At 62.0% G+C, this 22,485-nt stretch carries 22 protein-coding genes; 17 read left to right on the top strand and 5 right to left on the bottom strand.

All coding sequences use genetic code 11. The features are described 5' to 3' along the window. Window positions 1-11 precede the first annotated feature (11 nt). On the bottom strand, window positions 12-1,439 hold the full coding sequence (locus tag ABE438_RS11320; RefSeq protein ID WP_346502725.1) for a B12-binding domain-containing radical SAM protein: 1,428 nt from the start codon (window positions 1,437-1,439) through the stop codon (window positions 12-14). A gap of 46 nt (window positions 1,440-1,485) precedes the next feature. Here ABE438_RS11320 and tmk point away from each other — a divergent pair, with 46 nt between their 5' ends. From tmk to ABE438_RS11335, 3 genes are all read left to right on the top strand, one after another. Continuing rightward, window positions 1,486-2,130, top strand: coding sequence for a dTMP kinase (tmk, locus tag ABE438_RS11325; protein WP_346502726.1), 645 nt, complete (start codon window positions 1,486-1,488; stop codon window positions 2,128-2,130). 465 nt (window positions 2,131-2,595) lie between these two features. Continuing rightward, window positions 2,596-4,419, top strand: a complete 1,824-nt coding sequence (locus tag ABE438_RS11330; RefSeq protein WP_346502727.1) for an ATP-dependent nuclease — start codon at window positions 2,596-2,598, stop codon at window positions 4,417-4,419. A gap of 8 nt (window positions 4,420-4,427) precedes the next feature. Continuing rightward, complete coding sequence (locus ABE438_RS11335) at window positions 4,428-6,251, top strand: UvrD-helicase domain-containing protein (RefSeq protein ID WP_346502728.1); 1,824 nt, start codon at window positions 4,428-4,430, stop codon at window positions 6,249-6,251. Between the two features lie 99 nt (window positions 6,252-6,350). On the opposite strand, the gene ABE438_RS11340 is transcribed toward ABE438_RS11335, so the two are convergent. The 3 genes from ABE438_RS11340 to ABE438_RS11350 form a co-directional block, all read right to left on the bottom strand. Beyond that, the gene (locus ABE438_RS11340; RefSeq protein WP_346502729.1) at window positions 6,351-7,802 is read right to left on the bottom strand and encodes an argonaute/piwi family protein; all 1,452 of its coding nucleotides are present in this window, start codon (window positions 7,800-7,802) and stop codon (window positions 6,351-6,353) included. After that, entirely contained in the window at window positions 7,802-9,559 is a 1,758-nt protein-coding gene (locus tag ABE438_RS11345) for an SIR2 family protein (protein ID WP_346502730.1), read from the bottom strand. The genes ABE438_RS11340 and ABE438_RS11345 overlap by 1 nt, the downstream gene beginning before the upstream one ends. 135 nt (window positions 9,560-9,694) lie before the next feature. Beyond that, window positions 9,695-10,876, bottom strand: a complete 1,182-nt coding sequence (locus ABE438_RS11350) for a Fic family protein (protein WP_346502731.1) — start codon at window positions 10,874-10,876, stop codon at window positions 9,695-9,697. Window positions 10,877-10,976: 100 nt separating this feature from the next. Here ABE438_RS11350 and ABE438_RS11355 point away from each other — a divergent pair, with 100 nt between their 5' ends. The 5 genes from ABE438_RS11355 (at window position 10,977) to ABE438_RS11375 (ending at window position 16,198) form a co-directional block, all read left to right on the top strand. Next, window positions 10,977-11,603 carry a hypothetical protein gene (locus ABE438_RS11355; protein WP_346502732.1) on the top strand — a complete coding sequence of 209 codons (627 nt, stop codon included), beginning with the start codon at window positions 10,977-10,979 and terminating at the stop codon, window positions 11,601-11,603. Window positions 11,604-11,952: 349 nt separating this feature from the next. After that, a complete protein-coding gene (locus ABE438_RS11360) occupies window positions 11,953-14,001 on the top strand; it encodes a ParB/RepB/Spo0J family partition protein (protein WP_346502733.1) in 2,049 nt (682 codons plus the stop codon). Between the two features lie 142 nt (window positions 14,002-14,143). Further along, window positions 14,144-14,566, top strand: a complete 423-nt coding sequence (locus ABE438_RS11365; RefSeq protein ID WP_346502735.1) for a hypothetical protein — start codon at window positions 14,144-14,146, stop codon at window positions 14,564-14,566. Between the two features lie 58 nt (window positions 14,567-14,624). Beyond that, the gene (locus ABE438_RS11370; RefSeq protein ID WP_346502736.1) at window positions 14,625-15,116 is read left to right on the top strand and encodes a hypothetical protein; all 492 of its coding nucleotides are present in this window, start codon (window positions 14,625-14,627) and stop codon (window positions 15,114-15,116) included. Between the two features lie 764 nt (window positions 15,117-15,880). Beyond that, window positions 15,881-16,198, top strand: coding sequence for a DUF736 domain-containing protein (locus ABE438_RS11375; protein WP_183195494.1), 318 nt, complete (start codon window positions 15,881-15,883; stop codon window positions 16,196-16,198). A gap of 66 nt (window positions 16,199-16,264) precedes the next feature. On the opposite strand, the gene ABE438_RS11380 is transcribed toward ABE438_RS11375, so the two are convergent. Next, window positions 16,265-16,642 (bottom strand): hypothetical protein, encoded by a 378-nt coding sequence (locus ABE438_RS11380; RefSeq protein WP_346502737.1) that lies wholly within the window; start codon window positions 16,640-16,642, stop codon window positions 16,265-16,267. A gap of 389 nt (window positions 16,643-17,031) precedes the next feature. On the opposite strand from ABE438_RS11380, the gene ABE438_RS11385 reads away from it, so the two are divergent. From ABE438_RS11385 to ABE438_RS11425, 9 genes are all read left to right on the top strand, one after another. Then, window positions 17,032-17,874: a DUF932 domain-containing protein gene (locus ABE438_RS11385; RefSeq protein WP_346502738.1), complete on the top strand. Its 843-nt coding sequence runs from the start codon at window positions 17,032-17,034 to the stop codon at window positions 17,872-17,874. A gap of 308 nt (window positions 17,875-18,182) precedes the next feature. Continuing rightward, complete coding sequence (locus ABE438_RS11390; protein ID WP_346502739.1) at window positions 18,183-18,437, top strand: transcriptional regulator domain-containing protein; 255 nt, start codon at window positions 18,183-18,185, stop codon at window positions 18,435-18,437. 55 nt (window positions 18,438-18,492) lie between these two features. Beyond that, on the top strand, window positions 18,493-18,975 hold the full coding sequence (locus ABE438_RS11395; RefSeq protein WP_346502740.1) for a DUF2285 domain-containing protein: 483 nt from the start codon (window positions 18,493-18,495) through the stop codon (window positions 18,973-18,975). A gap of 156 nt (window positions 18,976-19,131) precedes the next feature. Next, window positions 19,132-19,401: a helix-turn-helix transcriptional regulator gene (locus tag ABE438_RS11400; protein WP_346502741.1), complete on the top strand. Its 270-nt coding sequence runs from the start codon at window positions 19,132-19,134 to the stop codon at window positions 19,399-19,401. After that, window positions 19,402-20,496, top strand: coding sequence for a replication initiator protein A (locus ABE438_RS11405; RefSeq protein ID WP_346502742.1), 1,095 nt, complete (start codon window positions 19,402-19,404; stop codon window positions 20,494-20,496). After that, window positions 20,493-21,146 (top strand): ParA family partition ATPase, encoded by a 654-nt coding sequence (gene parA, locus ABE438_RS11410; RefSeq protein WP_346502743.1) that lies wholly within the window; start codon window positions 20,493-20,495, stop codon window positions 21,144-21,146. The genes ABE438_RS11405 and parA overlap by 4 nt, the downstream gene beginning before the upstream one ends. After that, window positions 21,143-21,397, top strand: coding sequence for a hypothetical protein (locus ABE438_RS11415; protein WP_346502744.1), 255 nt, complete (start codon window positions 21,143-21,145; stop codon window positions 21,395-21,397). Before parA ends, ABE438_RS11415 begins: the two co-directional genes overlap by 4 nt. Then, window positions 21,394-21,915, top strand: a complete 522-nt coding sequence (locus ABE438_RS11420; protein ID WP_346502745.1) for a DUF2840 domain-containing protein — start codon at window positions 21,394-21,396, stop codon at window positions 21,913-21,915. The genes ABE438_RS11415 and ABE438_RS11420 overlap by 4 nt, the downstream gene beginning before the upstream one ends. Next, window positions 21,912-22,457, top strand: coding sequence for a S26 family signal peptidase (locus ABE438_RS11425; protein WP_346502746.1), 546 nt, complete (start codon window positions 21,912-21,914; stop codon window positions 22,455-22,457). The genes ABE438_RS11420 and ABE438_RS11425 overlap by 4 nt, the downstream gene beginning before the upstream one ends. The last annotated feature ends 28 nt before the right edge of the window (window positions 22,458-22,485 follow it).

Consider the following 22,485-nt stretch of genomic DNA (forward strand, 5'->3'; position numbering starts at 1 on the left):
AAGCTTGTTCTTCAGGCCTGCTGGATTTTCGTCGGGCCTGGTGCCGGAGCCTCCCCGCACGCGGCCAATCGAAATGGAAGTGCCGCTGGGTCCGAAGCCAAGACGTCCGCGTCGAAATCGACGCGATGATAGTCCCGTGGATAGTATGAGAAGCTCTTGAGGGCGAAATACGAGTCACTGTCCATGTAGCGGCGGGACAGTTCCAGGCTGGCCACTTCTGCTGTCGCAGCATCGAATTCGTCGCTGAGATGCATCTTGGTGATGCCGGTACGGACGGCGCTGTCGTGTTCGACTGGCCGAGCACCTCGACGAGCCCAGTCCTCAATCAGGATATCCGCAGTTTTGGGTGGACCGTAAGCGATGACCGGCCCGACTGAGACACCCGCGATGCTGCTGGCATTGCTGTCCAGCCAAGCCTCCGTCTCGCGAATAGTAGTTTCGGTTTCGCCTGCGTAGAGCAGCACGTTTACCTTGGCCATCACGCCGTACTTGCGGCACGCCTCCAAAAGATCCTCGGCCTTCCGCAGATAGCGATCGGGCATGGGGGTCTTATTCATTGCCATGATCTGGGTAGGTGAAGCCGTTTCCAAGCCAAGGTCGATAACCCGCAGCCCTGCCTCGGCAAGGGCCGCTAAGGTATCGGGCACCATTACATCAACTCGGGTTTCGGTCCGCCAAGTTACGCGCATATTCGATTTCCGAACTTCATCGGCCAGCCTCGCGGCCCATCGGGTCGTCGGCAGGAACATTGATGACTGAAAATAGGGATGGATCTCGCCGCCGCCGTACTGCTCCCGCACCAACGCCATCGAACGGGCGACAGTGCTGGGATCACCGAGTTTCTCAACCGGGATGTCGCGCTCTTCGCAAAATAGACATCCCATCCCGCAACCGCGTGATGCTTCGATGCTCGGTTGGTAGTTGAGATAGCCCGACACCAGCGTATGATTCAGGGTAAAGCTAGGCGTCGGGACGGCCGTACGTTCAAGGATCGGGCTGCCCGTCAGGAGATCCTGGATGTACGGTTCACTCAGGCCCGGTGCGAGTTGGTCGGCTTCCGGGAGCATTGTCCGAAACCACGCCATGTCGGGTCCTACAACCCAGCGCCCCCCGACGACGATCTTGCACTCTGGATCAGCCGTTTTCGCCAGCCGACAGAAGCGCTGCGCCCAAGGCAGCGCGTAGAAGCTGGGGATTGATAGCATCAGCGGATAGCATGACGGAAATCGGCCGGCAGCACGCAAATCTTCCAGTACCACAGCGGGCGCTTGATGCTCTCCATGAACAAGCACAGTTTCGTGGCCGCCTATCTGAAGCACCGTGGCCAGAGACAGGGCACCATAGTTGAGATAAAGCTGACGACGGGCAAGCGGATGATCTCTCTTTTTCGGAGAAATCATGCCTGCGGAGACGAATATTACGACATCTGATCGGACCATTGGCTCGTTACGTAAAGGCGTTGGTCATTAGACATAGGAGGCCCAAGTGCCGTTTGTAAGTATCGAAGGCATTGATGGGAGCGGGAAAACCACACAGACCGACCTTCTCGCCACGTCGCTGAGGGCACGCGGCTTCAACGTATTGCGGACCAAAGAGCCTGATGGCGGATGGATGGGGGCGGAAATCCGCTCGATACTTATCAGAGACCGCGGCGCGCCGCTGTCCCCACAAGAGGAAATGCTTCTGGTTTTTGCTGCGAGGTACAACCACGTCCACCAAGTCATTCGGCCTATGTTAGAAGCAGGCGATTGGGTCGTTACCGACAGGTTTGTCGACTCCACCTTTGCGTTTCAGGTCTTCAATAATGGCGTCTCCGAAGCCGCCTTCAACGCGATCCGCTCTGAAATACTGGGCGAAACGATACCTGACTTCACGTTCATCCTCAATATCGACCCGGAAACCGCCCTCAATCGCCGCAGCATCCGTAACGGGAAGGACACCGACGATCCCGCCGAGGCCACCAGAAACTTCAAGCGTATCCAAAACGGATTTTTGGAAATCGCGAGCAGAGAGCCGGGAAGATGCCACGTGGTCGATGCTACCGCTTCGCCCCACGAGGTGGCAGAGATGATCATGGCAACGATTGATGAATCGCGAGCTGGTTCGCTCGTGCCGAATTTCATCAGCTAAAGTTTTGGGGTGCTGCGTGATCTGCGCCTCCGGGTTTAGGCCCTCTCGGGAAATGCTCGACGACGTGACGTGCTTTCGGTTATTTCAGACGGTTTGAGTGAGCGTTTTTCGAGAAAAAGGTGAGATGATCGCCGAACCCGAGAACTGATCGACGTATTGCCCCCTCAACGAGAAGCTTACGTCTAAGACACCCAGCTTGGCATCGGCGCAATTCGTGCGGTCATGGCGAAGAGTATCGCGCCACGGCGTGCAATCGGCGGCGTTCGGCGGGCCGCGCCCGACGATAATGAGCACTACGTCTACGCTATAGCCCTCTAAAGCCGCATTCCGTCGATTACGAACAAAATGGCGGCCGTTGGGAGAGTTACGCCGCGCGCCTCGACACGGCGAGTGACGTGCCGTTGATTTCGCGGTAATCGTGAAGCAGGGAAAACAATAAAAACGCTTGGCGTCAGGGGGGCTGCTTTGAAGATTTACGCCGTATCGATCGAGAATTTCCGGGGCATCCGATCTGCGAAGCTCGTGCTACCCGACCATGCTGTCCTCATCGGTGACAACAACACGGGCAAATCCTCTGTTCTGGAAGCGATAGATCTTGCACTCGGGCCGGATAGACTGAGCCGCCGCCCTCCGGTCGATGAGCATGATTTTTTCGAGGGCAAGTATCTTCCCGTGGCCGCTGCCGCCCAGGAGGGAGCCGTACCCGATGAGGCTGAAGAGGCAAACCTCGCCGAAGCCCCCAAAATCACCGTCGAAGTCATAATCATCGGCCTGTCGGAAGAGCAGGAGGCTAGGTTCGGCGGCAATATCGAGTGGCTCAATGTCGAAACCGGCGTTTTCTTCACCGAGGCCAACCCGGCGGGTGTCGATGCCGCAAACATCAAGGCGGCGCTGCGCGTGACCTTCATCGGCGCCTACGATTCCGATGAGGACGATTTCGTCGGCAACACCTTCTATTCGCGCAGCCTGACGGAAGCGGACAAGCCCGAGCCGTTCTCCAAGAAGGACAAACAGCATTGCGGCTTCCTGTTCCTGCGCTCCCTGCGCACCGGCTCTCGCGCGCTGAGCCTTGAGCACGGCAGCCTTCTCGACATCATCCTGCGGCTGAAAGAAATTCGGCCGCAGATGTGGGAAGGCACGATCGGCACGCTCGCCGCCTTCGACGTGGCAAGCGACCCCGCGATTGGGATTTCCGGCGTACTCGACAGCATCGACAAGTCGCTGAAAAAATACGTTCCGCGAGAATGGGGGGTGAAGCCGCACCTAAAGGTGTCGAACCTCACGCGTGAGCATCTGCGCAAGGTCGTGACCGCCTTCATCGCCACGGGCGATGGCGATCACGCCGCGCCCTTCTATCGCCAGGGCACCGGCACGATCAATATGTTGGTCCTAGCAATGCTATCGCAGATCGCCGAGGATAAGCAGAACGTCATCTTCGCCATGGAAGAGGTCGAAACCGCGATCCCGCCCTATGCGCAGAAGCGGATCGTGCATGAGTTGCGCAAGCTGGCCGCGCAGTCGATCGTCACATCGCATTCGCCCTACGTCCTCGAGGAATTCAAGCTCAACGAGACCGTGATCCTGTCGCGGGCCAATGGCGGTGTGCTCAGCCAAGCGCAGATTGCGTTGCCCGACAGCGTAAAGCACAAGCGCTATCGGCAGGAGTTTCGCACGCGCTTTTGCGAGGGCCTCCTGTCCCGCCGCGTGCTCATCGCAGAGGGCGCGACCGAGGCCAGCGCCTTTCCGGTGGCCGCGCGCCGGTTGTCGGAGCTAAACCCCGCCACCTATGCCTCGCTTGAGGCACTCGGCATTTGCATCATCGATGCGGGCACGGAGTCCCAGATCGCCGATCTCGCCGGTCTGTATAAGGGTCTTGGCAAGCGAACGTTCGGGCTTTGTGACAAGCAAACCGATCCGGCGAAGGCAACGATCGAAGCGCAGGTCGAGCGGCTGTTCATGCACGAGGAGAAGGGGATTGAAGATCTCATTCTCAAGAATACGACCGAGGATGCACTTGAGCGGTTTTCCGACGCACTCGACTGGCCGCCGCATATCCTCGTGAAATATCCCGATCCGAAGGCCAGTGTGATCGCGGCGCTGAAAGAGTATTTCGGATGGGCAAAGGGCAATTGGGGCATCGCCGATTTTCTCGGCCAGTGCTCCGAGGCCGAAATCCCGTCCTGGATCCGCGATGCCTGCATAGCGCTGAAGGCGATCTGTGATCCGCCAGCCGCGCCGCCTTCGCCGCCGGTCCCGCCTGCGCCGCCAACTCTCGCGCCGGGCGCCTAGAGGGTGCGATGGTCGATCTGACGCCGACGCAAAAGAATGTTCTGACCGCCGACGGACATCAACTCGTCGTGGGTGGTCCTGGCTCGGGCAAGACCACTGTGTCGATCTTGAAGGCAGCGAAGATCGCGCGCGAAAAACTGAGGCCGGGGCAACGCATCCTTTTTCTCAGCTTCGCGCGCGCGACCGTCTCGCGCGTGTTCGAGGCGATTGATGAAGAGCAGTCGGTCACGAAGGAGGAAAAGAAGCGAATCGAGGTGGATACCTATCACTCCTTCTTCTGGCGCATCCTCAAGGCGCACGGCTATCTGGTCGGGTTTCCGCGGCGCATGACGATTCTGACGCCGCCGAACGAGGCGATTGCGCTGTCGGCGGTCCGCAGCGGCTTCAAGCCATCGTCCAAGTTGTCGGACGAGGAGAAAGCGCAGAAGGCCGCTCTGGAAGTGGCCGAGCGCATGCGGTTGGCGACTAACGAGGGCAAGGTCTGTTTCGACCTGTTCGCGGAGCGGGTGGCCATCCTGCTGCATGGCTCTGCCAAGGTTCGCGAACTCGTATCGACCATGTACCCGTTTATCGTCCTGGACGAGTTCCAGGACACGAGCGCCGAGCAATGGCGCGCGGTCGAGGCGATCGGGAAGAGCAGCACGCTGATCGCGCTGGCCGATCCTGAACAACGAATCTTCGATTTTATCGGTGCCGATCCAGGGCGGCTGGACCACTTCAAGGAGGCGTTCAAGCCGTCCGAGCACGACCTAGCCGGGGACAATCACCGGAGCAAGGGCACCGATATCGCAATCTTTGGCAATCACCTTCTCTCCGGCAAGTTTCGCGACGAGCCCTATCAGGGCGTTGAATATCAAGGGTTCGCGTCGAACCCCAACCAAGCCTATGCGTCGCTCGTCACGCAGGTTCTGAAAGCGCGGCAACGGATAATCGCGCTCGGTCGCCGTGACTGGTCGCTCGCCATCCTGGTTCCGACGAAGCGCATGACGCGACTGGTGTCGGACAATCTGCGCGCGCCGTTCGGCAACGTGCCGCCGATCACGCATACGGCGGCGGTGGACATGGAAGGCCCGATCCTTGCTGCCGAGGTGATCGCGTTCCTTCTGCAAAAGCGTAGTCACGGCGGCTGCTTCGATGAATTTATTGACGTGCTCTGCAGCTTCTTCGACGGACGCGGCGGGGCGGCACCTACGAAGGGGCATCTGGCCGACGCCGCGCGCTTCAGGTCGGCGCTGGAAAAGTGGAATGGATGCCTCGCCAAGGGCAAGGCACCGCCGGGTAACAGTATCCTTCAGGCCACGTTTGCAGTCCACCAAGCCGCGATGATTATCGCTTTAACCGGACAGCCTGATGCCGACTGGACTGCGGTTCGAGAAGTCCTTGAGGCCGGCGCCTGCACGCGGCTCGCTGAGGTGGCACAAGAAGCCCGCAATGTCCGCCTGCTAGAACGCGGTACGCAGCTCCGTCAGAGCCTTTCACAGGATTGGCGCGACACCGGCGGTTATAAGAACGCCCTCGCCATTACGCGGCAGGCATTCGTCCAGGAGCATTTCGCGATGGCGCACAAGCCTGAGTCCGGCGTCGTCGTGATGAATATGCACAAGGCCAAGGGGAAGCAGTTCGATGAAGTGATCATCTTCGAAGGCTGGCCCAAGCGTGTGAAGGGAGAGATCGTGGGCAACCCTGATCGTATAGTCGGCGGCAACGTGATCTCAGGTGCGATGACACAGGCCCGCCAGAATTTGCGCGTCAGTGTGACCCGCGCGAAGAGCCGCACGACGATCATGTCGCCCAACGACGATGTTTGCGTCCTGCTGATCCCCATCCAATAAAGCGAAGGGGGGCTGGCGCGATGGATACGCGATGAAAAAGTTGAGGAAGCGGACGGCGATCCGACCGTGCAAGCCCTTAAAGATGTGAGCGCAGGATGCTCACATGAATAACCGATAAGGATAAGCATTTTTAGGTAAGTCGGGCACGTTCGCTATCGTGCGGGCCAATTTCTGCGAGTAACGAATGCTAACCGGAACAGGATCATAAAGCGCGTCGTTGTTCCAATCCATCTTGGTCAATGCGAGCGCTTCGTGAGCGATCAATTCGAGCGGACCGCTGCCGGCATGACGGATTAGTTGCAGAGGGCGCGGTATACTCTTTTTGCCCTGATAATAATCGCCTTTGGTCGATACTTCGGGCGCATTGCCCGCAACCCATACCAGCGCGGAGTTACCGGAGCGTACTACCATAGTTCCCCGAGGCACGGGATAGCCTGATGGCTTTGTAGGCGGCTTTTTTTGGCCGGACTCGATCAGCCAGACGCCGCGCCAGCAGGACGCCGAACTGACCTCGACACATTCGATCTCCGCGACCCCGGCTAGCGCATCGAACGCTCCTTCAATCTCGCTCTCTTTGAACGCCGTAGTCTTGTGAATGACCATTCGCTTGGGGAGGTTGCCACCATTACGGCCTTGGTAGAGTGACAGACTACGGGCAAGAACCGCGCGCATGTCGTCACGGCTCAGAAACGGATTCCTACGCGCCTCGGCAAGGTCGGCAACGGGGTCCTGGGCCTCGAAGGCCACGAACTGCATACCGCCACCATCCATGTCGAACACCTGCGAGCAGCACGTCACATAATGTGCGTCCCGCTGATCGCCCCGCAGCGCATAAGCGAGCCCTATATATGCTGTGTCCGTCGGTACGCCCTTCAGCGGTGCCAGCTTCCACGGCGTACCGGCGGCTTTCACGTAAAGAGCGGTTGCCAGTCTCCAAGCGAGCGACGCCTTGTGCGTGAAAGTGAAAACACGGTCGTTCAGCACTTGGGTCGGGATATTGTATCGAGCACCAAGCGCCTTGAGCACGTCGTGGGCGTCGAAGAACTTACTGCGTGTGGCTGGACTCCAGCTATCTGGGAAGTGAACAAGCACAACATCGAACTCGTTGCGCACCATGTCGAGCCGTTGGAGGGCTGCTTCCATCGCGTGATAAAGGCGAGCTTGCGGGTCGCCCTCACCGGGCAACTCGCGAACGTGCTCGGGCCATTTGATATGGGCCTCGCGCGGTGCTGCTTCGAGAGCTACGCGGAAAAGACGCTCGAAGCCGGGATATTGTGGAACATATTCTGACCTGTCGGACGGTCGATGCGCGTTCCGCAATAACAGCATCAGTTCGCCGCGTCGTTTGAAGGCGCTCTCCGGCCCTACTGTCGCGATCCTTATTCGTGAGGTGTAACCGCCGAACGACCCCTTCGAATAAGGTCCAAAGTTCGCGAGACCCCGAAGCGGATGGACGTCGACATGCGTTGTATCCGAGGGGGAGAAAGACAGGCCCGGCTCGGTGAGTAACGTGAACGGTGGAAGCTTTGTCGAAGGGACCGAACTGCTCATTACGTTGTCCTGTCGAAATAAGCATGGTGATGACCTGGGCGGCTCCATCCCGTGACTGGCAAAACTTCGAACACGGCATCCGTTCCCGCCCCGTCCTGTAGTCCGAAAGCTCGCATAGTCTTACCACCAGTGTCGGTGAGAAGTTGAGCCCACGCGGCGATGATGCTTGCCCAGTTTCTGTTATAACGCTGCGCCCAGCGCTCCCTGCGCCAATCGCCCGCCGGATCACCACCGCGCTCAGGACGCGCGCCCATGGGGTCGGAGCCGGAGTTTTCCGTGTGCTCGGAACTCCCAACCTCGGTCGCGTCGGCACGCGGAATGTGCACGAACGTGTAGGGCTCAAAGCCGAGCCACCAGCGCCCGTTGATAAAGTCCAGCTTCAGGAACAACCCCTCCTGAAACGGGAATCCGAGGCCAGGAACAGTGCCTGTCAGATCGCTTTTGTAGGCGTTACGAAGCTTGGACAGCACCTGCGCGTTCCGACGTGCCTGTTCACGATCCTCTCCGTCGCGGGGTGGGGCTATAACCACGGAATGGCCGGTGCGCTTGTAGCGCGGAATAAGCGGTAGGCGGCGCGCCAAGCTTCTAACCAGTGCATCATAGATGAGGCCCATGGCCCAACTGTCAGCGGCTGGATCGAGTTTGATTTCGCCATCGAGCGTCGCTCCAAGTGGTGCAAGCGCATCGAGAATCTCTCGATCTCTGCCAAAAACAGCTAATTCCCGCCCGTTCGCAGCGACTGTCGCTCTGACCCCTTTCTCCTTCAGCATATCTCGAACTATGGGAGAGGTCGCATTCTGCGTGAGTTTCACGCGACGGGCGGTGCGCGGCATACTTTCGATTAGCAACGAGGAATAGCGCAGGACTGGAAAGCTGCGGGCTTCAGTCGTCGGCAGTTGCACCGGAACCAAGCGTGGTGTCGGACGCCCTTCCATTACACGATAAAAAAGCGGCTTAGGTAGATCGGTTATCTTGATGACATCGGCAGCCAGTTCGTCGAAAGTCGCGCACTCGACGACGGCCACATCCACGCCGGCCGCTTCGGCCCGACCTAGGAATTCGCCTACTGCGGGCAGTAAGCGCGAAGCTGACGAGGTGAGCCAGTACAGTCCGTTGGGAAATGGCGACGGCGCATCGAGAATCGTGTTCAGCGCCTCCATAATGGAAGCGTCGCGTCCGCTATAGCCGACGAAAATCATTCCGAAGCGTTTGCCGGATTCCACCAGCACATGCCGCATCCGGACGTCCTGTTCCTCCAGCTCCGATCCCGTGTTCTTAATCGCGATCGACTGATAATCGCCATGGAGCTTAGCGACCAAAGGCCAGTCCGATTCACGGAGGCACCGCATGGCACGGTCGGCGGAATCGATCGCAGCCACAGTTGGGCGGTTCCGGTCATCTACCGGCAGGATTGCATTTGCCGAATGTGCCGACTCCTCGATGAGCGGATCGAAATTCGTTGTGAAAACGCTGTGGACCTTGCCAGCGGCCATAAGACTGCCAAGCACCTTATGTCCAAAGCAGGGAGTACCCTTGGAGATCGCATCGTCGATATATTGTCGGCGATGCCGGGCCTCTGGATACACCGCTTCGAAGGCCTTGGCATATTCCGTAGGATCACCGTCAGGCGGCAACAGCGAGTTCTGCCGGAAAAAGGCATCGATCCTGTCGATCCACACTGGATCAGCCGTATCAATCTCTCGCTTCGACAGATTTGTCTCGCGGCAAAAGATTTGCGCCTTGAAATCGCGGATCATGGCATAGCCGGTCGGGATGCCAGAGGCGGCCGATGCGCCTGCGCCAAGGAACCACGCCACAAGATTTGGCCTAAGATCGAAGGCGGTCGCGAATTGCGCGGCGGATATAGTTTTTATCGGCACAGGCTCCCCCTTTCAGGCAGTCGTGGGGAGCGGGTCGGTGCCCTCGCTCAGGATTGCGAGATACCCTCGGTAACTGAAAACACGGCCCCGCTTGCGGCCAGTGACCTCCTCGACGATACCGAACCGCTCCAGATCGGCGAGCGCCGCATTGACTGTCGGGGCCGAGAGGCCCGTTTGCTGAACAAGCTGGTTGGCCGTCAGATAGGGATTCTGCTGAAACAGATCGTGGATGCGCAACGCCGAGCCGGCCCGGTCGCTCTCCACCGTGATGCGCTCGCGGTCTTGCTTGAACAGTTCGACGATCCGGGTGGCCGCATCGAACGCCTGATTGGCGGTATCCGCGACGCCCGTGAGAAAGAAGTCGAGCCAGGCTTCCCACGCGCCATGTTCGCGCACCTCCTGAAGCAGGCGGTAGTAGTCGGCGCGATGGGTTTTGAGATAGAGGCTCAGATAGAGCAGCGGCTTGCGCAGCACCCCGTTGACGCAGAGATACAGCGTGACCAGCAATCGGCCGATCCTGCCGTTGCCGTCGAGGAACGGGTGGATGGTCTCGAACTGGACGTGCAGCAGGCCCGCCTTGATCAGAGCGGGCAGTCGCGAGCCTTCCTCGTGCATGAACCGCTCCAGCGCATCGAGGCAGGCATCCATTTCAGTCGGCGGCGGCGGCACGAAGAGCGCATTGCCGGGGCGTGTCCCACCGATCCAGTTCTGCGAACGCCGGAACTCGCCGGGGCTTTTCGTGCCGCCGCGTCCGCTTTGCAGCAGGCGCGCGTGCATCTCACGGATCAGGCGCAGCGACAGCGGCAGGTCTTCCAGCCGCTCCAGCCCGTACATCATGGCATCGACGTAGTTCGAGACTTCGCGGATATCGTCGATCGGCTGACCGGCCTGCGCCTCGGTCTCAAAGCGGAGGAGGTCCGAAAGGGTCGATTGCGTACCCTCGATCTGGGACGAAAGAACCGCTTCCTTCCGCACATACATGTAGAGGAACAGTTCTTGGCGCGGCAGTAGCATGGTGATGCCGTCCAGACGCCCCAGAGCGCGTTCGGCCAGACTCAACCGTTCCAGCAGAGCAAGCACGTCTATTGATGGCTCTGGCGGCAACGATGGCGGCACGAAGGCGCGCACCATCTCGCCTGCAACGGGCGTTTCGACGAAGCGGCCTAGCCGGAGATTGGGCGCGGGTTCGGACATGAGCTGAATATGATGCCGCAGTCTTATTTAAGCAATAGGTGCTTGGCTTAAATAGAAAATGAGCTAAGGTAAGCGCTCTTAAATAAGGGGCGATGTCACCATGGGCGGTTACACGCAGCGGGTCCGAGACAGTATTCTTCCGCTTTCAGTGGCCGGAACCCTGCCGGCTGCTTTTGGCGAATGGTCCTTTACCGAGAATACGGTCGATCACGAACAGCCCATCGAAACCTGCGAACTCTGCGGCCAACAGGATCTTCGCTACCATTTCGAAATCGCCAATCAATACACCGACGCGACGCTATGGGTCGGCTCCCACTGCATACTCCAATTCGACGTGGCCGTCCTTGAGAAGGGTCGGCGTCTGTCGCCGACAGAGGCGAAACGGCATCTTACCAAGCTGACCCAGCAGATGCAGTTGGAATCCTGCATCCGCACCCTTGAGCAGCTTGCGGCGAAGGAGAGCAACCCCATCCTGTCCGGCGCGCTTGACTACTATCGCAAGAACAAGAAGCTCACTCCCAAATATGCCGCCGTCGTTTTCTGGAAGCTCCAGGCTTTCAACGTCGATCATCACCCGTCGTTCTTTCAGGTCGAGCTTCGTCGCGCTCAGCACGTCGAGGATCTCCGACAGATGCAGACCGCGCGCGTCCATCGCTTCTGGAGCGCATTGACGACGGCGCAGCGGCGCAAGGCCGTGGAACTGGGCCACTCGCCGCCACAGGGATAAGCGGCGATCAGGATGCACGGATCTCCGGTTTCCCGGCTTTGCACATCCTGATCCGGTCCCCTTGCCCGGCTCCCGCTGACGCTCACGCCGGCGGGTTGCTCGGGGGCGCTGCCCCCTGGCGCGGTCAAGGGTGAAGCGCGGCAAGCCGCGCCGGCCGGGGTGGTCTCCCCGACCTTCCGCGCGGATGCGATGTTCCGCACAGCCGTCATGACGGACATCCGCTTGTGCAGGCCGGGTGATCCCCCTCCACCCCGGCCGCCCTGGCCCTTGCACCCCCCGGTCTCGCCGACGGGCAGGGTTTCAGCGCGGCGCTTCGCTGCGCGAAACCCAAGCCCATAGGGGAAAGACCATGACGACCATTGCCACTGATACGACCGCCATACCCGTTGCCGTGACCGGCGCGGAAGTGTTCATCCCGCTCAACAAGCTCAAGAAGCATCCGAACAACGCCCGCAAGACGCCGCACAGTGAGGCGTCCATTGTGGCGAAGGCGGCGAGCATCCACGCCAAGGGCATCCTGCAGAACCTCGTGGTGGAGCCGGAGCTAGATGCGGACGGAGCCGCGACTGGCTTCTATCTGGTCAGCATCGGTGAAGGCCGCAGGCTGGCGCAGTTGCTGCGCGTCAAGCGCAAGCAGATCAAGAAGACCGAACCGATCCGCTGCGTCATCGACACCGTGAACGATGCTGGCGAAATCAGTCTGGACGAGAACGTCACCCGTGAAGACCTTTCGCCCGCCGACCAGTTCGAGCGCTTCCGCGAGTTGGCCGAAACGCGCGGTTGGGGTGCGGAGGAAATCGCCGCCCGGTTCGGCGTCACGGCCCATGTCGTGCGCCAGCGGATGCGTCTGGGCGCTGTCAGCCCGAAGCTGATGCAGGTCTATCGTGGCGGTGGACTGACCTTGGGGCAGTTGATGGCCTTCGCCATCGTGGACGATCCGGCCCGGCAGGAGCAGGTCTATGAAAACCTGTCGTGGAATAAGGACCCTTCGACCATTCGCCGCGACCTGACCCGGATGCACATCGCGGCGACGGATCGGCGGGCGGTGTTCGTCGGCGCGGAAGCCTATACCGAAGCGGGCGGCGTGATCCTGCGCGACCTGTTCACCGAGGATCGCGGCGGCTTCTACGAGGATGCCGCCTTGCTGGACCGGCTCGTCATCGAGAAGCTGGAGGGGATCGCGGAGAGCGTGAAGGCTGAGGAAGGCTGGAAATGGGCTGCTGTCCATATCGACTATCCGCATGGCAACGGCCTTCGCCGCACCTATCCGCATCCGGTGGCGCTGTCGGCGGAAGACGAAGCAGCCTATGCCGCCGTGCAGGGCGAATACGATGCGCTGACCGAGCAGTATGACAGCGCCGAAGAACTGCCCGAGGATGTGGACCAGCGTTTCGGGGAGCTTGAAGCCGAGATCGAGCGCATCGACGCCTTGCGCCATGCCTATGATACCGACGAAATCGCGCGTGGCGGCGTGTTCGTCATTCTTTCCCACGACGGGGAAGCCCGCATCGAGCGCGGCTTCATCAGGGCCGAGGATGAGAAGCCGGAACCCGAAGAGGATGCGGACGGCGAAGGCGGCGACGTGATCGACAGCGTTCGCGTCAACGGCGATGGCGAGATCATCGAAGACGGCGACCGGGACGAGGACGGCAATGCCGTTTCCGCGCTCGAGACGGAGGACGAGGATGCCGGGGATGCGGGCAAGCCGCAGTCGGACCTTCTCATCCGCGATCTGACCTCGCACCGGACGCTGGGCCTTCGCCTTGCGCTGGGCGAGCAGCCGGACATAGCGTTGATCGCCGTCACCCATGCGCTGGCGGCGCAGACCTTCTATCGCGGGGTGGATGCTGCCTGCCTCGAAATCCGGCCGACCAGCAGCTATCTCGCGTCGCACGCGGACGGCATTGAGGACACGGCGGCAGGCAAGGCGCTGGCGGATCGTCATGCCGGATGGGCGGCGGATATGCCGCGCGACGTGGCCGACCTGTGGGGTTTTGTTGCCGGACTGAACCATGCCAGCGTCATGGCGCTGTTCGCCCATTGCGCCTCGTTGACCGTCAATGCGGTCAAGCAGCCTTGGGAGAAGAAGCCCCACGCCCATGCGACGGCGGAGAAACTCGCGACGGCGCTGGCGCTCGACATGACGGCGCACTGGACGCCAACGGTGCGGACCTATCTCGGTCGCGTCACCAAGGCGCATATCCTCGCCGCCGTGCGGGAAGCCGTCAGTGACGCGGCAGCGGAGCGGATTGCGGGCTTGAAGAAGACGGAGATGGCGGTGGCTGCCGAGCAGCTTCTGGCCGGAACCGGCTGGCTTCCCGCCGTCATGCGGACCGCGCGGCCCGCTTGGCTGGAAGAGCCGCAGGACAGTGACGCCTTCCAGATTGCTGCCGAGTGAGGACGGGCCGGGACTGCATAAGCGGTCCCGGCCTCCCACCCGTCGACATCCCAAAATTCCGGTCGCGCGGTGAACACCGCGCGACCGGCTGACCTCGACTGTTCGATGACTTCGACCGTCATCGGCACTATGGAGAACCGTCATGATCGCCGTGATGTTGATGAGCGTGGCGCTGATCGCGGGACTGTGCGTCCTGGCCTATACGCTCGCCGTCTATGCGCTGCCCTTCATGCTCGCCGTGGAAGCCGCGCGTCTGGCCTACGCCACCGGCTCCGGCCTGATCGGCGCGGGTCTTGTCGGCCTCGTCGCCGGGGCGACCGCCTATGGCCTGCTGGCGTTCGCCTTTGCCTCGCTGCGCTCGCCGGTCCTGCGCCTGATCGTCGCGCTGGTCTTCGCCGCACCCGCCGCCGTCGCGGGCTACGCCCTTGCCCACGGCGTCACGTGCGAGGCCGTTCCGTCCGAGATCTGGCGGCAAATCTTCTGCATCGTCGGCGGCGGGTTCGTCGGGGCTTCGGCCCTATTACGGTTGGTAGCAACGGCATCGCCAGTTCATGACCGAGACTGAACGTCCGTTTATTGATGTTAGGATTGCTTAGACGATCACCGAATGAAAGATGTTTCTCGTGTTAAAGAAACTGCCAGAACTCAATCTGCCTGATCCATATTTTTCAGGAACTGCCGGATTTGTCGGCTCCACACTCGAAGAATTGCACGCGGATATGTGCGCATTCGAGCTTTCTGTCGCGCTTCCAGAATCGGTCCGACGATCTCACGATGCTATTCGACACGCTTATATCTACGCGTATTTTTCATATGATCTGCTGACTACGGCAGCGAGCCAGACATTCCCTTGCCTTGAACTCGCTTTGCGCGAGCGGATCGGTCACCAGTTCGCTGGTCGCGTGGACAAAAAGGGAAGGCCACGCCTGGCCATGCTCGACGAGTTACTGAAATCCGCTAAGGAACAGAATCTGATTTCTTCAGAAATCGAATATCTGAGCAAGATGCGCAATATGTTCGCGCACGGAAGCGATGCCGTGCTGAACCCTCCTATGTTTCTGACCACTTTTGAAATCGTCACCAACATCATCCGGGAACTCTACCCCAGCCCATAGGTGTAGTTGCCATTCTCTTGGTATGCACGATTTAACGTTGCCCTGCGGGCCGCGCTTTCGGCTGCGCCGGAACCACGCCAAGGGCGCGTTTCCGCCATTCGGCTTCAATCGCTAACGCGAAGAGCGGCGGGTGCAGGCTCTTCCGTGGATAAAGCCCCACTCGGGTTAGCGAGGGCGTGGCTATGTCTGCTCACAGTGGCGGCGGCAAGATCATGACAGCGGTTTCTCCCGTTCTCGACATCGACGCCCTCGGCCGGGTAGTGCGCGTTGAATCCTGGATTGCCTGTTGACGAGAACGGTCACGTTGCTCCGGCGGGTGATCGGCTCCGGCCTGCCAACGCCGACGCTGCGACGACGGTGAAGATCAGGAAGCGCCCACGTCTGCCCGTGGAGGATGATAGGCCTTGCCGTTGAAGGTCAGGCGTAAGGTTGACACGACCGAAGGTTTGCGAAGGTTTGCGTGTCTGGCGCGGAGGCCGACCGCCGCCGATGCCGTGTTCCTTGGATTTCTCTGACAGCCACGCCCACGGCGTCCTCGAATGGATTGGGTCTGACCGAAGACCGGCTGCGCCTCGCTCGTCTTCCCGCAACGTCCGTCGCCAGCTTTTTCCGCCGCCTGCGGCTTTGCATCGCGAGGCAAAAAGCCGTCGTCGGCCGCCTTCCACTGCGTTTCAGCCCTACGGGTGCGGGGCCGATCGTCCCCGGTCGCACGACCACCATCGAGGTCGCGATGGGCGCGGCCGGATGCGAAAAGGAACACGACAATGGCGACTATCGGCACCTTCACCAAGAACGAAAACGGCGCGGGCTTCACCGGCGCGGTCAAGACCCTGACCCTCAACGTCAAGGCCAAGTTCGTCCCCACCGATGGCGACAGCGAGCGCGGTCCCGACTTCCGCATCTTCGCAGGGGCCACGGAATTCGGAGCGGCCTGGAAGAAGACCGCCCGCGAGACGCAGCGCGAATACCTCTCCGTCAAGCTGGACGACCCGAGCTTCCCCGCACCGATCTACGCCAGCCTGGTCGAGGGCGAGGACGGCGAAGCCCACAACCTCATCTGGTCCCGCCGCAACGGCGACTGAGCCGGGCATTTCCCGCAGCCCCACTCACCCGAGCGGGGCTGCGTCATGGTCATGGCCGCCACCGCCTCAGTAGGCGAAGAAAGGATCGTTCTTCTGATGGGCGCGACAGGTTTCGAATTTCGTGGACTTCGTCCACTTGGTCTCCGGAGCCTTTTTCGTATCGGAGAGGATCGACCACCCGGAAAGCAGCGTAATTACGCGCTTCTCCAGAACGATTTTCCGCCCAACCTTACCCTCGGCCGCAGCCTTGGCTCGATCAAAGGCTTTTTTTGCTTCTTCTGTGCTGACGAACACGCCCCACAACGTCGTGTTCGTCAGGCGGTGAAGCTGCTCCGTTCCGTGAAAGAAATAAAGGAGACCCTCTGCCTCAGCGCATTCCACAAACTCTTTGTACTGCGAAGACGCGCCGACCTTGAAATCATAGGTTACGAGATAGTCCGCCAAAGTATTTCCCTCCCATATCGTTGCCTTGCATGTGGGTATGGGCGTGCCCAAAGCCAACCCACCGCGTGTCAGGCAATACGGCGATCGGGGTGTGCGGATTTCAGGGTTTGCGGCTTTGCACATCCCGATCAGTTCCTGATGCCCGGCGCCCGCTAGCGCTCATGCCGGACGGGTCTGGCTAGGGGCGCTGCCCCCGCGCGGCGCAAGGGATCGCTGACGCTCGTCCAGGCCGGTGTCCCCGGCCTTCCTCCACGTCGTTCCTCCGTTCCGTGCAGGCCGGGTGATTCCCCTCCGGCCCGGCCGCCCTTGCACCTTGCTACCCCGGTCTCGGCGACGGCCAGGGTTGCAGCGCAGCGCTGCGCTCCAACCCAGACCCACGGAGACAGATCATGTATCATCAACTCGCCACCCGGTTCGGCCGGAACAGCCACCAGATCAGCGGGCGCGAAGCCCTCGACAACGAAGCCCTGTACCGACACGTCCCGTCCGTCTTCGCCCGCGAGGCCCATGACAGCCGGTCGAACCGCTATGTGTACGTCCCCACCATCGAGATCGTGGAGGGGCTGCGTAAGGAAGGATGGTTTCCGTTCTTCGCCGTGCAGTCGGTGCCGCGCGACGGCAGCCGCCACGGCCACGCCAAGCACATGCTGCGCCTTCGCCGGGATGACGGCATCGGCAAGCCGGAGGCGGCGGAAGTCATCATCGTCAACAGCCATGACGGGACATCGGCCTATCAGATGTTCGCCGGGATGCTGCGCTTCGTCTGCACCAACAGCATGATCGCGGGCGAGCGGTTCGAGGAAGTGCGCGTGCCCCATAAGGGCGGCATACAGGATCGGATCATCGAAGGCGTCTATACGGTCGCGGAGGACTTCCCGCGCCTGATCGACGCGACCGAGACGATGAAGGAGACCCGCCTGTCGCAGGACGAGCGGCGCGTATTGGCCGAGGCGAGTCTTGTCGCCCGCTATGGCGAGGACGAAAGTCCCGTCCGCCCCGATCAGATCATCGCCCCGCGCCGCCGCGAGGATGTCGGGCAAAGCCTGTGGAGCACGTTCAACGTCATTCAGGAGAACATGATACGCGGCGGGCTGGAGGGTCGCCGCACCAATGCCGATGGCCGCATTCGTCGCAGCCAGACCCGTGCGATCAACGGCATCGACCAGAATGTCGGACTGAACCGGGCGCTGTGGACGCTGGCGGAAGGGATGCAGCGCCTGAAGCGCGGATGATCGTAAAGCCGTGCAGCCGGATTTCCGGTTGCACGGCTTTACGTCTTTCCGGTTCCGCACATCCTGAGATTTTCCGCCGATCCATGGAGCCGGATCGGCGGGCGCGGCCATGTCGATGACACGGCCGCTGCTCGCCGGGCTGCGCCCGGCTCGCCAAATCACATCTGCGATGTTAAGTAATGATTCACCAATATTGATCGGATTGTACGATATACATATCCGATAACAGCAAGTTCAAAATATACCTCAAGTTGTGAACACTTCGTCTTTCCGGCGCCGACGGCGCATGGGAAGAAAGAGGTGACGCCATGCCGAGTTCTGACTGGCGCGCGCCGGCAGCTTACGGACATGCTCAGAGCATTCCTGCCGCCGGCTTCGCTTGGGAATATCTCCGTCGCGATGACGAGTATCGCCGCGACTTCCATCGCATGAAACGGAAATCCGGTCACGACATCGAGGCGCAGACCGCGTTCTCCAACCGCTGGGGGTTACGATTTCGCGGCGGACCCGGATCAGCCTGCCGATCGCGCCGCGCTCTTCTGGACGCCCGCGCTCCAGCCTGACGCCTTCGAGCTTCGTCCATCAGGCGATCCCCCCGGCGACTTCGCCATACCCATCGTGCTGCCGGAGCTTCCCGGTCTCGCGGCACGATCGGCGATCGACAGCGCCTGGCACGGTCTTTGGCGCGGATCGGGCGGGGAGCATCGATTCTGGCTCGCGGACCCGCCGCCGGATGGCCGGGCGAACTTCGTCGTCGTCCTGCCGCTCGACGCCCTGTTCGAGCTGCGCGCCGAGGCCGCGCTGCGGTTCTGGCTGGCGCTGGCCGGACGCCCGCCCGGCGACCGGCGGCACGACCTTCCGCCCCAGACCCGTGATCGGCACATCCTGATCCTGCGTGCACTCGACGCGAAGCTGGCCGGCGCCAGCTATCGCGTCATCGCCGAAGCGCTGCTCGGCTTCCAAGGCCGGTCGAAGAACGATTGGGAGGTCAGCCCCTTGAAGAACAAGGTCCGCCGCCTCGTTGCAGACGGCCTGTTCTACATGCGCGGCGGCTATCGCCAGCTGCTCCATTATCCGGTTCGCGTGCCACGCCACCGCTGAAGAGCGGCGTGGCCTCGGTTTCAGCCAGCATCTTCGGGGTGCCGGAATCACACCCTCCTGATTCCGGCACGCTGCAAGCCGCCGATCCTCCGCCACGGTTCGCCATAGCCGCTGTCATCCGCCGACAGCCGCCGAACTCGACCCGGAGGTCCAATCATGATCGACCCGAAGACGGGGCTGCCGCCCCGATTCCTGCGCACGCCCGATGCGGCCCGCTTTCTCGGCATATCGCTGCGGACGCTGGAGAAGCACCGAACCTACGGCACCGGCCCGACCTATCGCAAGATCGGCGGGCGCGTCGTCTATGCGCTGGACGATTTGCAAGCCTGGACGGCCGTCGCCGCCCGCAAATCCACCACCGACAAGGATGCCGACCGGGTGTACCCAGCGCGGCCCCTGACGCCCGCAGAGCGGGGCGCACGCTGAATGTCCGGCGGTCCATCCCCTGACGCCAGACGGCGCGCGCAGCGCCTCGCCGGTAGCGAGCGGGCGCGGCTCGATCCCTTCGTCGTCGCGACGGGCGATGCCAGCCCCCGCGACCAGCGCGACCTGATGGAGCGGCCGTTCTTCTCGCTCGCCAAGGCCAAGCGGGTAGCGCCGATCCTCTATGAATCCGGCGGCGTCCGCGTTGAGGTCTTCGCTATGCCCGAGCATGGCATGGCGACCATCTGGGACGCCGATGTGCTGATCTGGGCGGCGTCGCAGATCGTCGAGGCCGAGAACCACAGCCTGAAGACATCGCGCTTCCTGCGGTTCACGCCGTACCAGCTCCTGATGGCGATCGGCCGGGGCACCGGCGCGCGCGAATACCGGCTGCTCAAGGGCGCGTTCGCCCGCCTGCAATCGACCGTCATCGCCACGACCATCCGCAACGGTGAGCGCTGGCGGCGGCATCAGTTCTCCTGGATCAACGAATGGGAGGAGATGACCACCCATGACGGCCGCGTCGAGGGCATGGAGTTCGTGCTGCCCGACTGGTTCTATCGCGGCGTCATAGACCGCTCGCTGGTGCTGGCCATCGACCCCGATTATTTCCGGCTGACCGGCGGGATCGAGCGCTGGCTCTACCGCGTCGCCCGCAAGCACGCCGGCCGTCAGGTCCATGGGTGGATCTTCGAGGTCGCCCACCTCCATGAGAAGTCCGGCAGTCTGGCGCGGTCGTCCGACTTCGCCCTCGACATCCGCCGTATTGTCGCCCGCCAGCCGCTGCCCGGATACCGCCTCGACATCTGGCGGGAGGGACGGCGTGAACTGCTGCAAATCCGGCCCTCCCGCTTGTCCACAGTGCCTGTGGACGGGGCTGTGGAAACGCTCGTGATTTCGGGCGCAAACGGTATCGGGACTTCGGGCGCGGGACTATCGGGATTTCGGGCGCACGGACCGCAGTTAACCCTCTGGCCCGAAAAGCGGAATCCGACCGCTAACTTAGAGTCTAACCAAGAATCTAACTCTTTGTCTTTGACGCGGGCGGGCGCGAGCCATGGTGCCAGTGCCGCCGGGCGATCGAGGCGCGTGCCATGATCGTCGCGCTGCTCAACCAAAAGGGCGGCGTCGGCAAGACGACGCTGGCCCTGCATCTCGCAGGCGAATGGGCGAGGACCGGCAGCCGCGTCACCCTGATCGATGCGGACCCGCAAGGCTCTGCCCTCGACTGGTCGCAGCAGCGGGCGCGTGAGGGTTGCCCACGCCTGTTCGGCACCGTCGGCCTGGCCCGCGACACCTTGCATCGGGAAGCGCCCGAGCTGGCGCGCGATGTCGATCACGTCGTCATCGACGGACCGCCGCGCGTCGCGGGCCTGATGCGCTCGGCGCTGCTCGCGACCGACCTGGTGCTGATCCCGGTGCAGCCGTCGCCGTTCGACGGCTGGGCCTCGGCCGAGATGCTGGCGCTCCTCACGGAGGCGCGCATCTACCGGCGCGAGCTGGCCGCGCGCTTCGTGCTCAATCGCTGTGGCGCGCGCACCATCATCGCCCGCGAGACGGCCGAGACGCTGGCCGACCATGATCCGCCCTTGCTCGCCTCCACCATCGGCCAGCGTGTCGTCTTCGCCGACGCCGCGCAGTCCGGTCGGCTCGCATCGGAGATCGACGCCGACAGTCCGGCCGCGCGCGAGATCGCCGCGCTGGCCGCCGAGATCGGCCGCCTCAACATCGCAAGGTTCGCACCATGAGCGAACGGTTCCCGAAACGCGGCTTCGCGGCACGACCCGCCGATCCCGAACGCTGGGTCAAGGCCACCAAGCTGCCATCGGCTCGGACAGGCGACGGTGCTGCGTTCACCGCGCGATTGACGATCGATATCGCGCCGGAGCTGCGCGGCCGCATCAAGATTGTGGCGTTCGGGCGCGGGATCACCGTCGCCGACATGCTGCGCGAGCTGCTCACGCGCGAATTTCCACCCACCGAAGGAGACCCATCATGAGCGGCAACGCGGCTCCCCGCGTACGCGGCGGCCCCGTGCCGTCAGCGCTTCCATCCGACAGCCTGACCCAGGTCGAACTCACCCATGTCGAGAAGAAGATCGAGCACTGGATCAGGTTCGGCCGTGAAGTCCGTGAACAGATCCTCGACCGTCGTCGGCGCATCTATTCGTTTCGGCCGGACGCCATCTTCGCTTTCGTCCGCTGGGCGTCGAACGACTTCGGCACGATCTTCTCGCGCATCGACATCGTGCGCGCCGTGGAGCCGCACGAACCCTATCAGACGCTGCCCTTCGTGCGGCCCGGTGGCGACATCCTGCTGAAGATCGACGGCTGGCCCAAGGTCGAACAGGTGCTCCGGCACATCGACGCAATCCAGGCGATCGGCATCGATCCCGAGGATGTCTCGCCCGACCATTGGCGGCATGTCCACAACCGGCTGACTGCCGGACACGAGCCGCGCGCCTACACCGCCGACCAGCATCAGGCGTTCCTCAAGCGCCGGAGGGCCGAGCCATGACGCGCTTCGGCTATGTGATGGTCACATATTTTTCGATCATGGGCGTCTCCATCGCGTCCTTCATCCCGACGCCGACCCGGCTGGTGTGGAACGTCTCCGCCAGCGCGCCCATCGGCCTCTATGACATCGATCCGCCGGACGGCATCGGCGTCACCGATCTGGTCGCGGTCAATCCGCCCGCAGCGCTCGCCGACTTCATGGTGGAGCGCGGCTATATCGGCCGCGGTGTGCCGCTGTTGAAGCGCGTGATGGGACTACCGGGGCAGGAAGTCTGCCGCCTCCGCCGCACCATCACGGTCGATGGAATCGCGCTTGGCGACGCGCTCGACCGCGACCGGACGGGCCGCGAACTGCCGGTCTGGCAGGGCTGCCGCCGCATTGCCAGTGACGAAATCTTCCTGATGAACGCGAATGTCCGCCACAGCCTGGACGGCCGCTACTTCGGTCCGATCCTGGTCAGCGCCGTCATGGGCCGCGCCACGTCGATTTACACCGACGAGGACGGCAATGGCCGCTTCGTCTGGCGCGCCGCGACACGCTGACGGCGCACCGAACCTCTTTCCCAACCCC

This window comes from Allobosea sp. TWI1241, assembly GCF_039673065.1.
In the GTDB taxonomy this organism is placed as follows: Bacteria; Pseudomonadota; Alphaproteobacteria; order Rhizobiales; family Beijerinckiaceae; genus Allobosea.

Excerpts from the sequence above, each read along its gene's own strand:
- ABE438_RS11320 (WP_346502725.1), bottom strand. The coding sequence starts at position 1,439 with ATGGTCCGATCAGATGTCGTAATATTCGTCTCCGCAGGCATGATTTCT.
- ABE438_RS11335 (WP_346502728.1), top strand. The coding sequence starts at position 4,428 with ATGGTCGATCTGACGCCGACGCAAAAGAATGTTCTGACCGCCGACGGA.
- ABE438_RS11340 (WP_346502729.1), bottom strand. The coding sequence starts at position 7,802 with ATGAGCAGTTCGGTCCCTTCGACAAAGCTTCCACCGTTCACGTTACTC.
- ABE438_RS11345 (WP_346502730.1), bottom strand. The coding sequence starts at position 9,559 with ATGATCCGCGATTTCAAGGCGCAAATCTTTTGCCGCGAGACAAATCTG.
- ABE438_RS11350 (WP_346502731.1), bottom strand. The coding sequence starts at position 10,876 with ATGTCCGAACCCGCGCCCAATCTCCGGCTAGGCCGCTTCGTCGAAACG.
- ABE438_RS11355 (WP_346502732.1), top strand. The coding sequence starts at position 10,977 with ATGGGCGGTTACACGCAGCGGGTCCGAGACAGTATTCTTCCGCTTTCA.
- ABE438_RS11360 (WP_346502733.1), top strand. The coding sequence starts at position 11,953 with ATGACGACCATTGCCACTGATACGACCGCCATACCCGTTGCCGTGACC.
- ABE438_RS11365 (WP_346502735.1), top strand. The coding sequence starts at position 14,144 with ATGATCGCCGTGATGTTGATGAGCGTGGCGCTGATCGCGGGACTGTGC.
- ABE438_RS11375 (WP_183195494.1), top strand. The coding sequence starts at position 15,881 with ATGGCGACTATCGGCACCTTCACCAAGAACGAAAACGGCGCGGGCTTC.
- ABE438_RS11385 (WP_346502738.1), top strand. The coding sequence starts at position 17,032 with ATGTATCATCAACTCGCCACCCGGTTCGGCCGGAACAGCCACCAGATC.
- ABE438_RS11390 (WP_346502739.1), top strand. The coding sequence starts at position 18,183 with ATGCCGAGTTCTGACTGGCGCGCGCCGGCAGCTTACGGACATGCTCAG.
- ABE438_RS11400 (WP_346502741.1), top strand. The coding sequence starts at position 19,132 with ATGATCGACCCGAAGACGGGGCTGCCGCCCCGATTCCTGCGCACGCCC.
- ABE438_RS11405 (WP_346502742.1), top strand. The coding sequence starts at position 19,402 with ATGTCCGGCGGTCCATCCCCTGACGCCAGACGGCGCGCGCAGCGCCTC.
- parA (WP_346502743.1), top strand. The coding sequence starts at position 20,493 with ATGATCGTCGCGCTGCTCAACCAAAAGGGCGGCGTCGGCAAGACGACG.
- ABE438_RS11415 (WP_346502744.1), top strand. The coding sequence starts at position 21,143 with ATGAGCGAACGGTTCCCGAAACGCGGCTTCGCGGCACGACCCGCCGAT.
- ABE438_RS11420 (WP_346502745.1), top strand. The coding sequence starts at position 21,394 with ATGAGCGGCAACGCGGCTCCCCGCGTACGCGGCGGCCCCGTGCCGTCA.
- ABE438_RS11425 (WP_346502746.1), top strand. The coding sequence starts at position 21,912 with ATGACGCGCTTCGGCTATGTGATGGTCACATATTTTTCGATCATGGGC.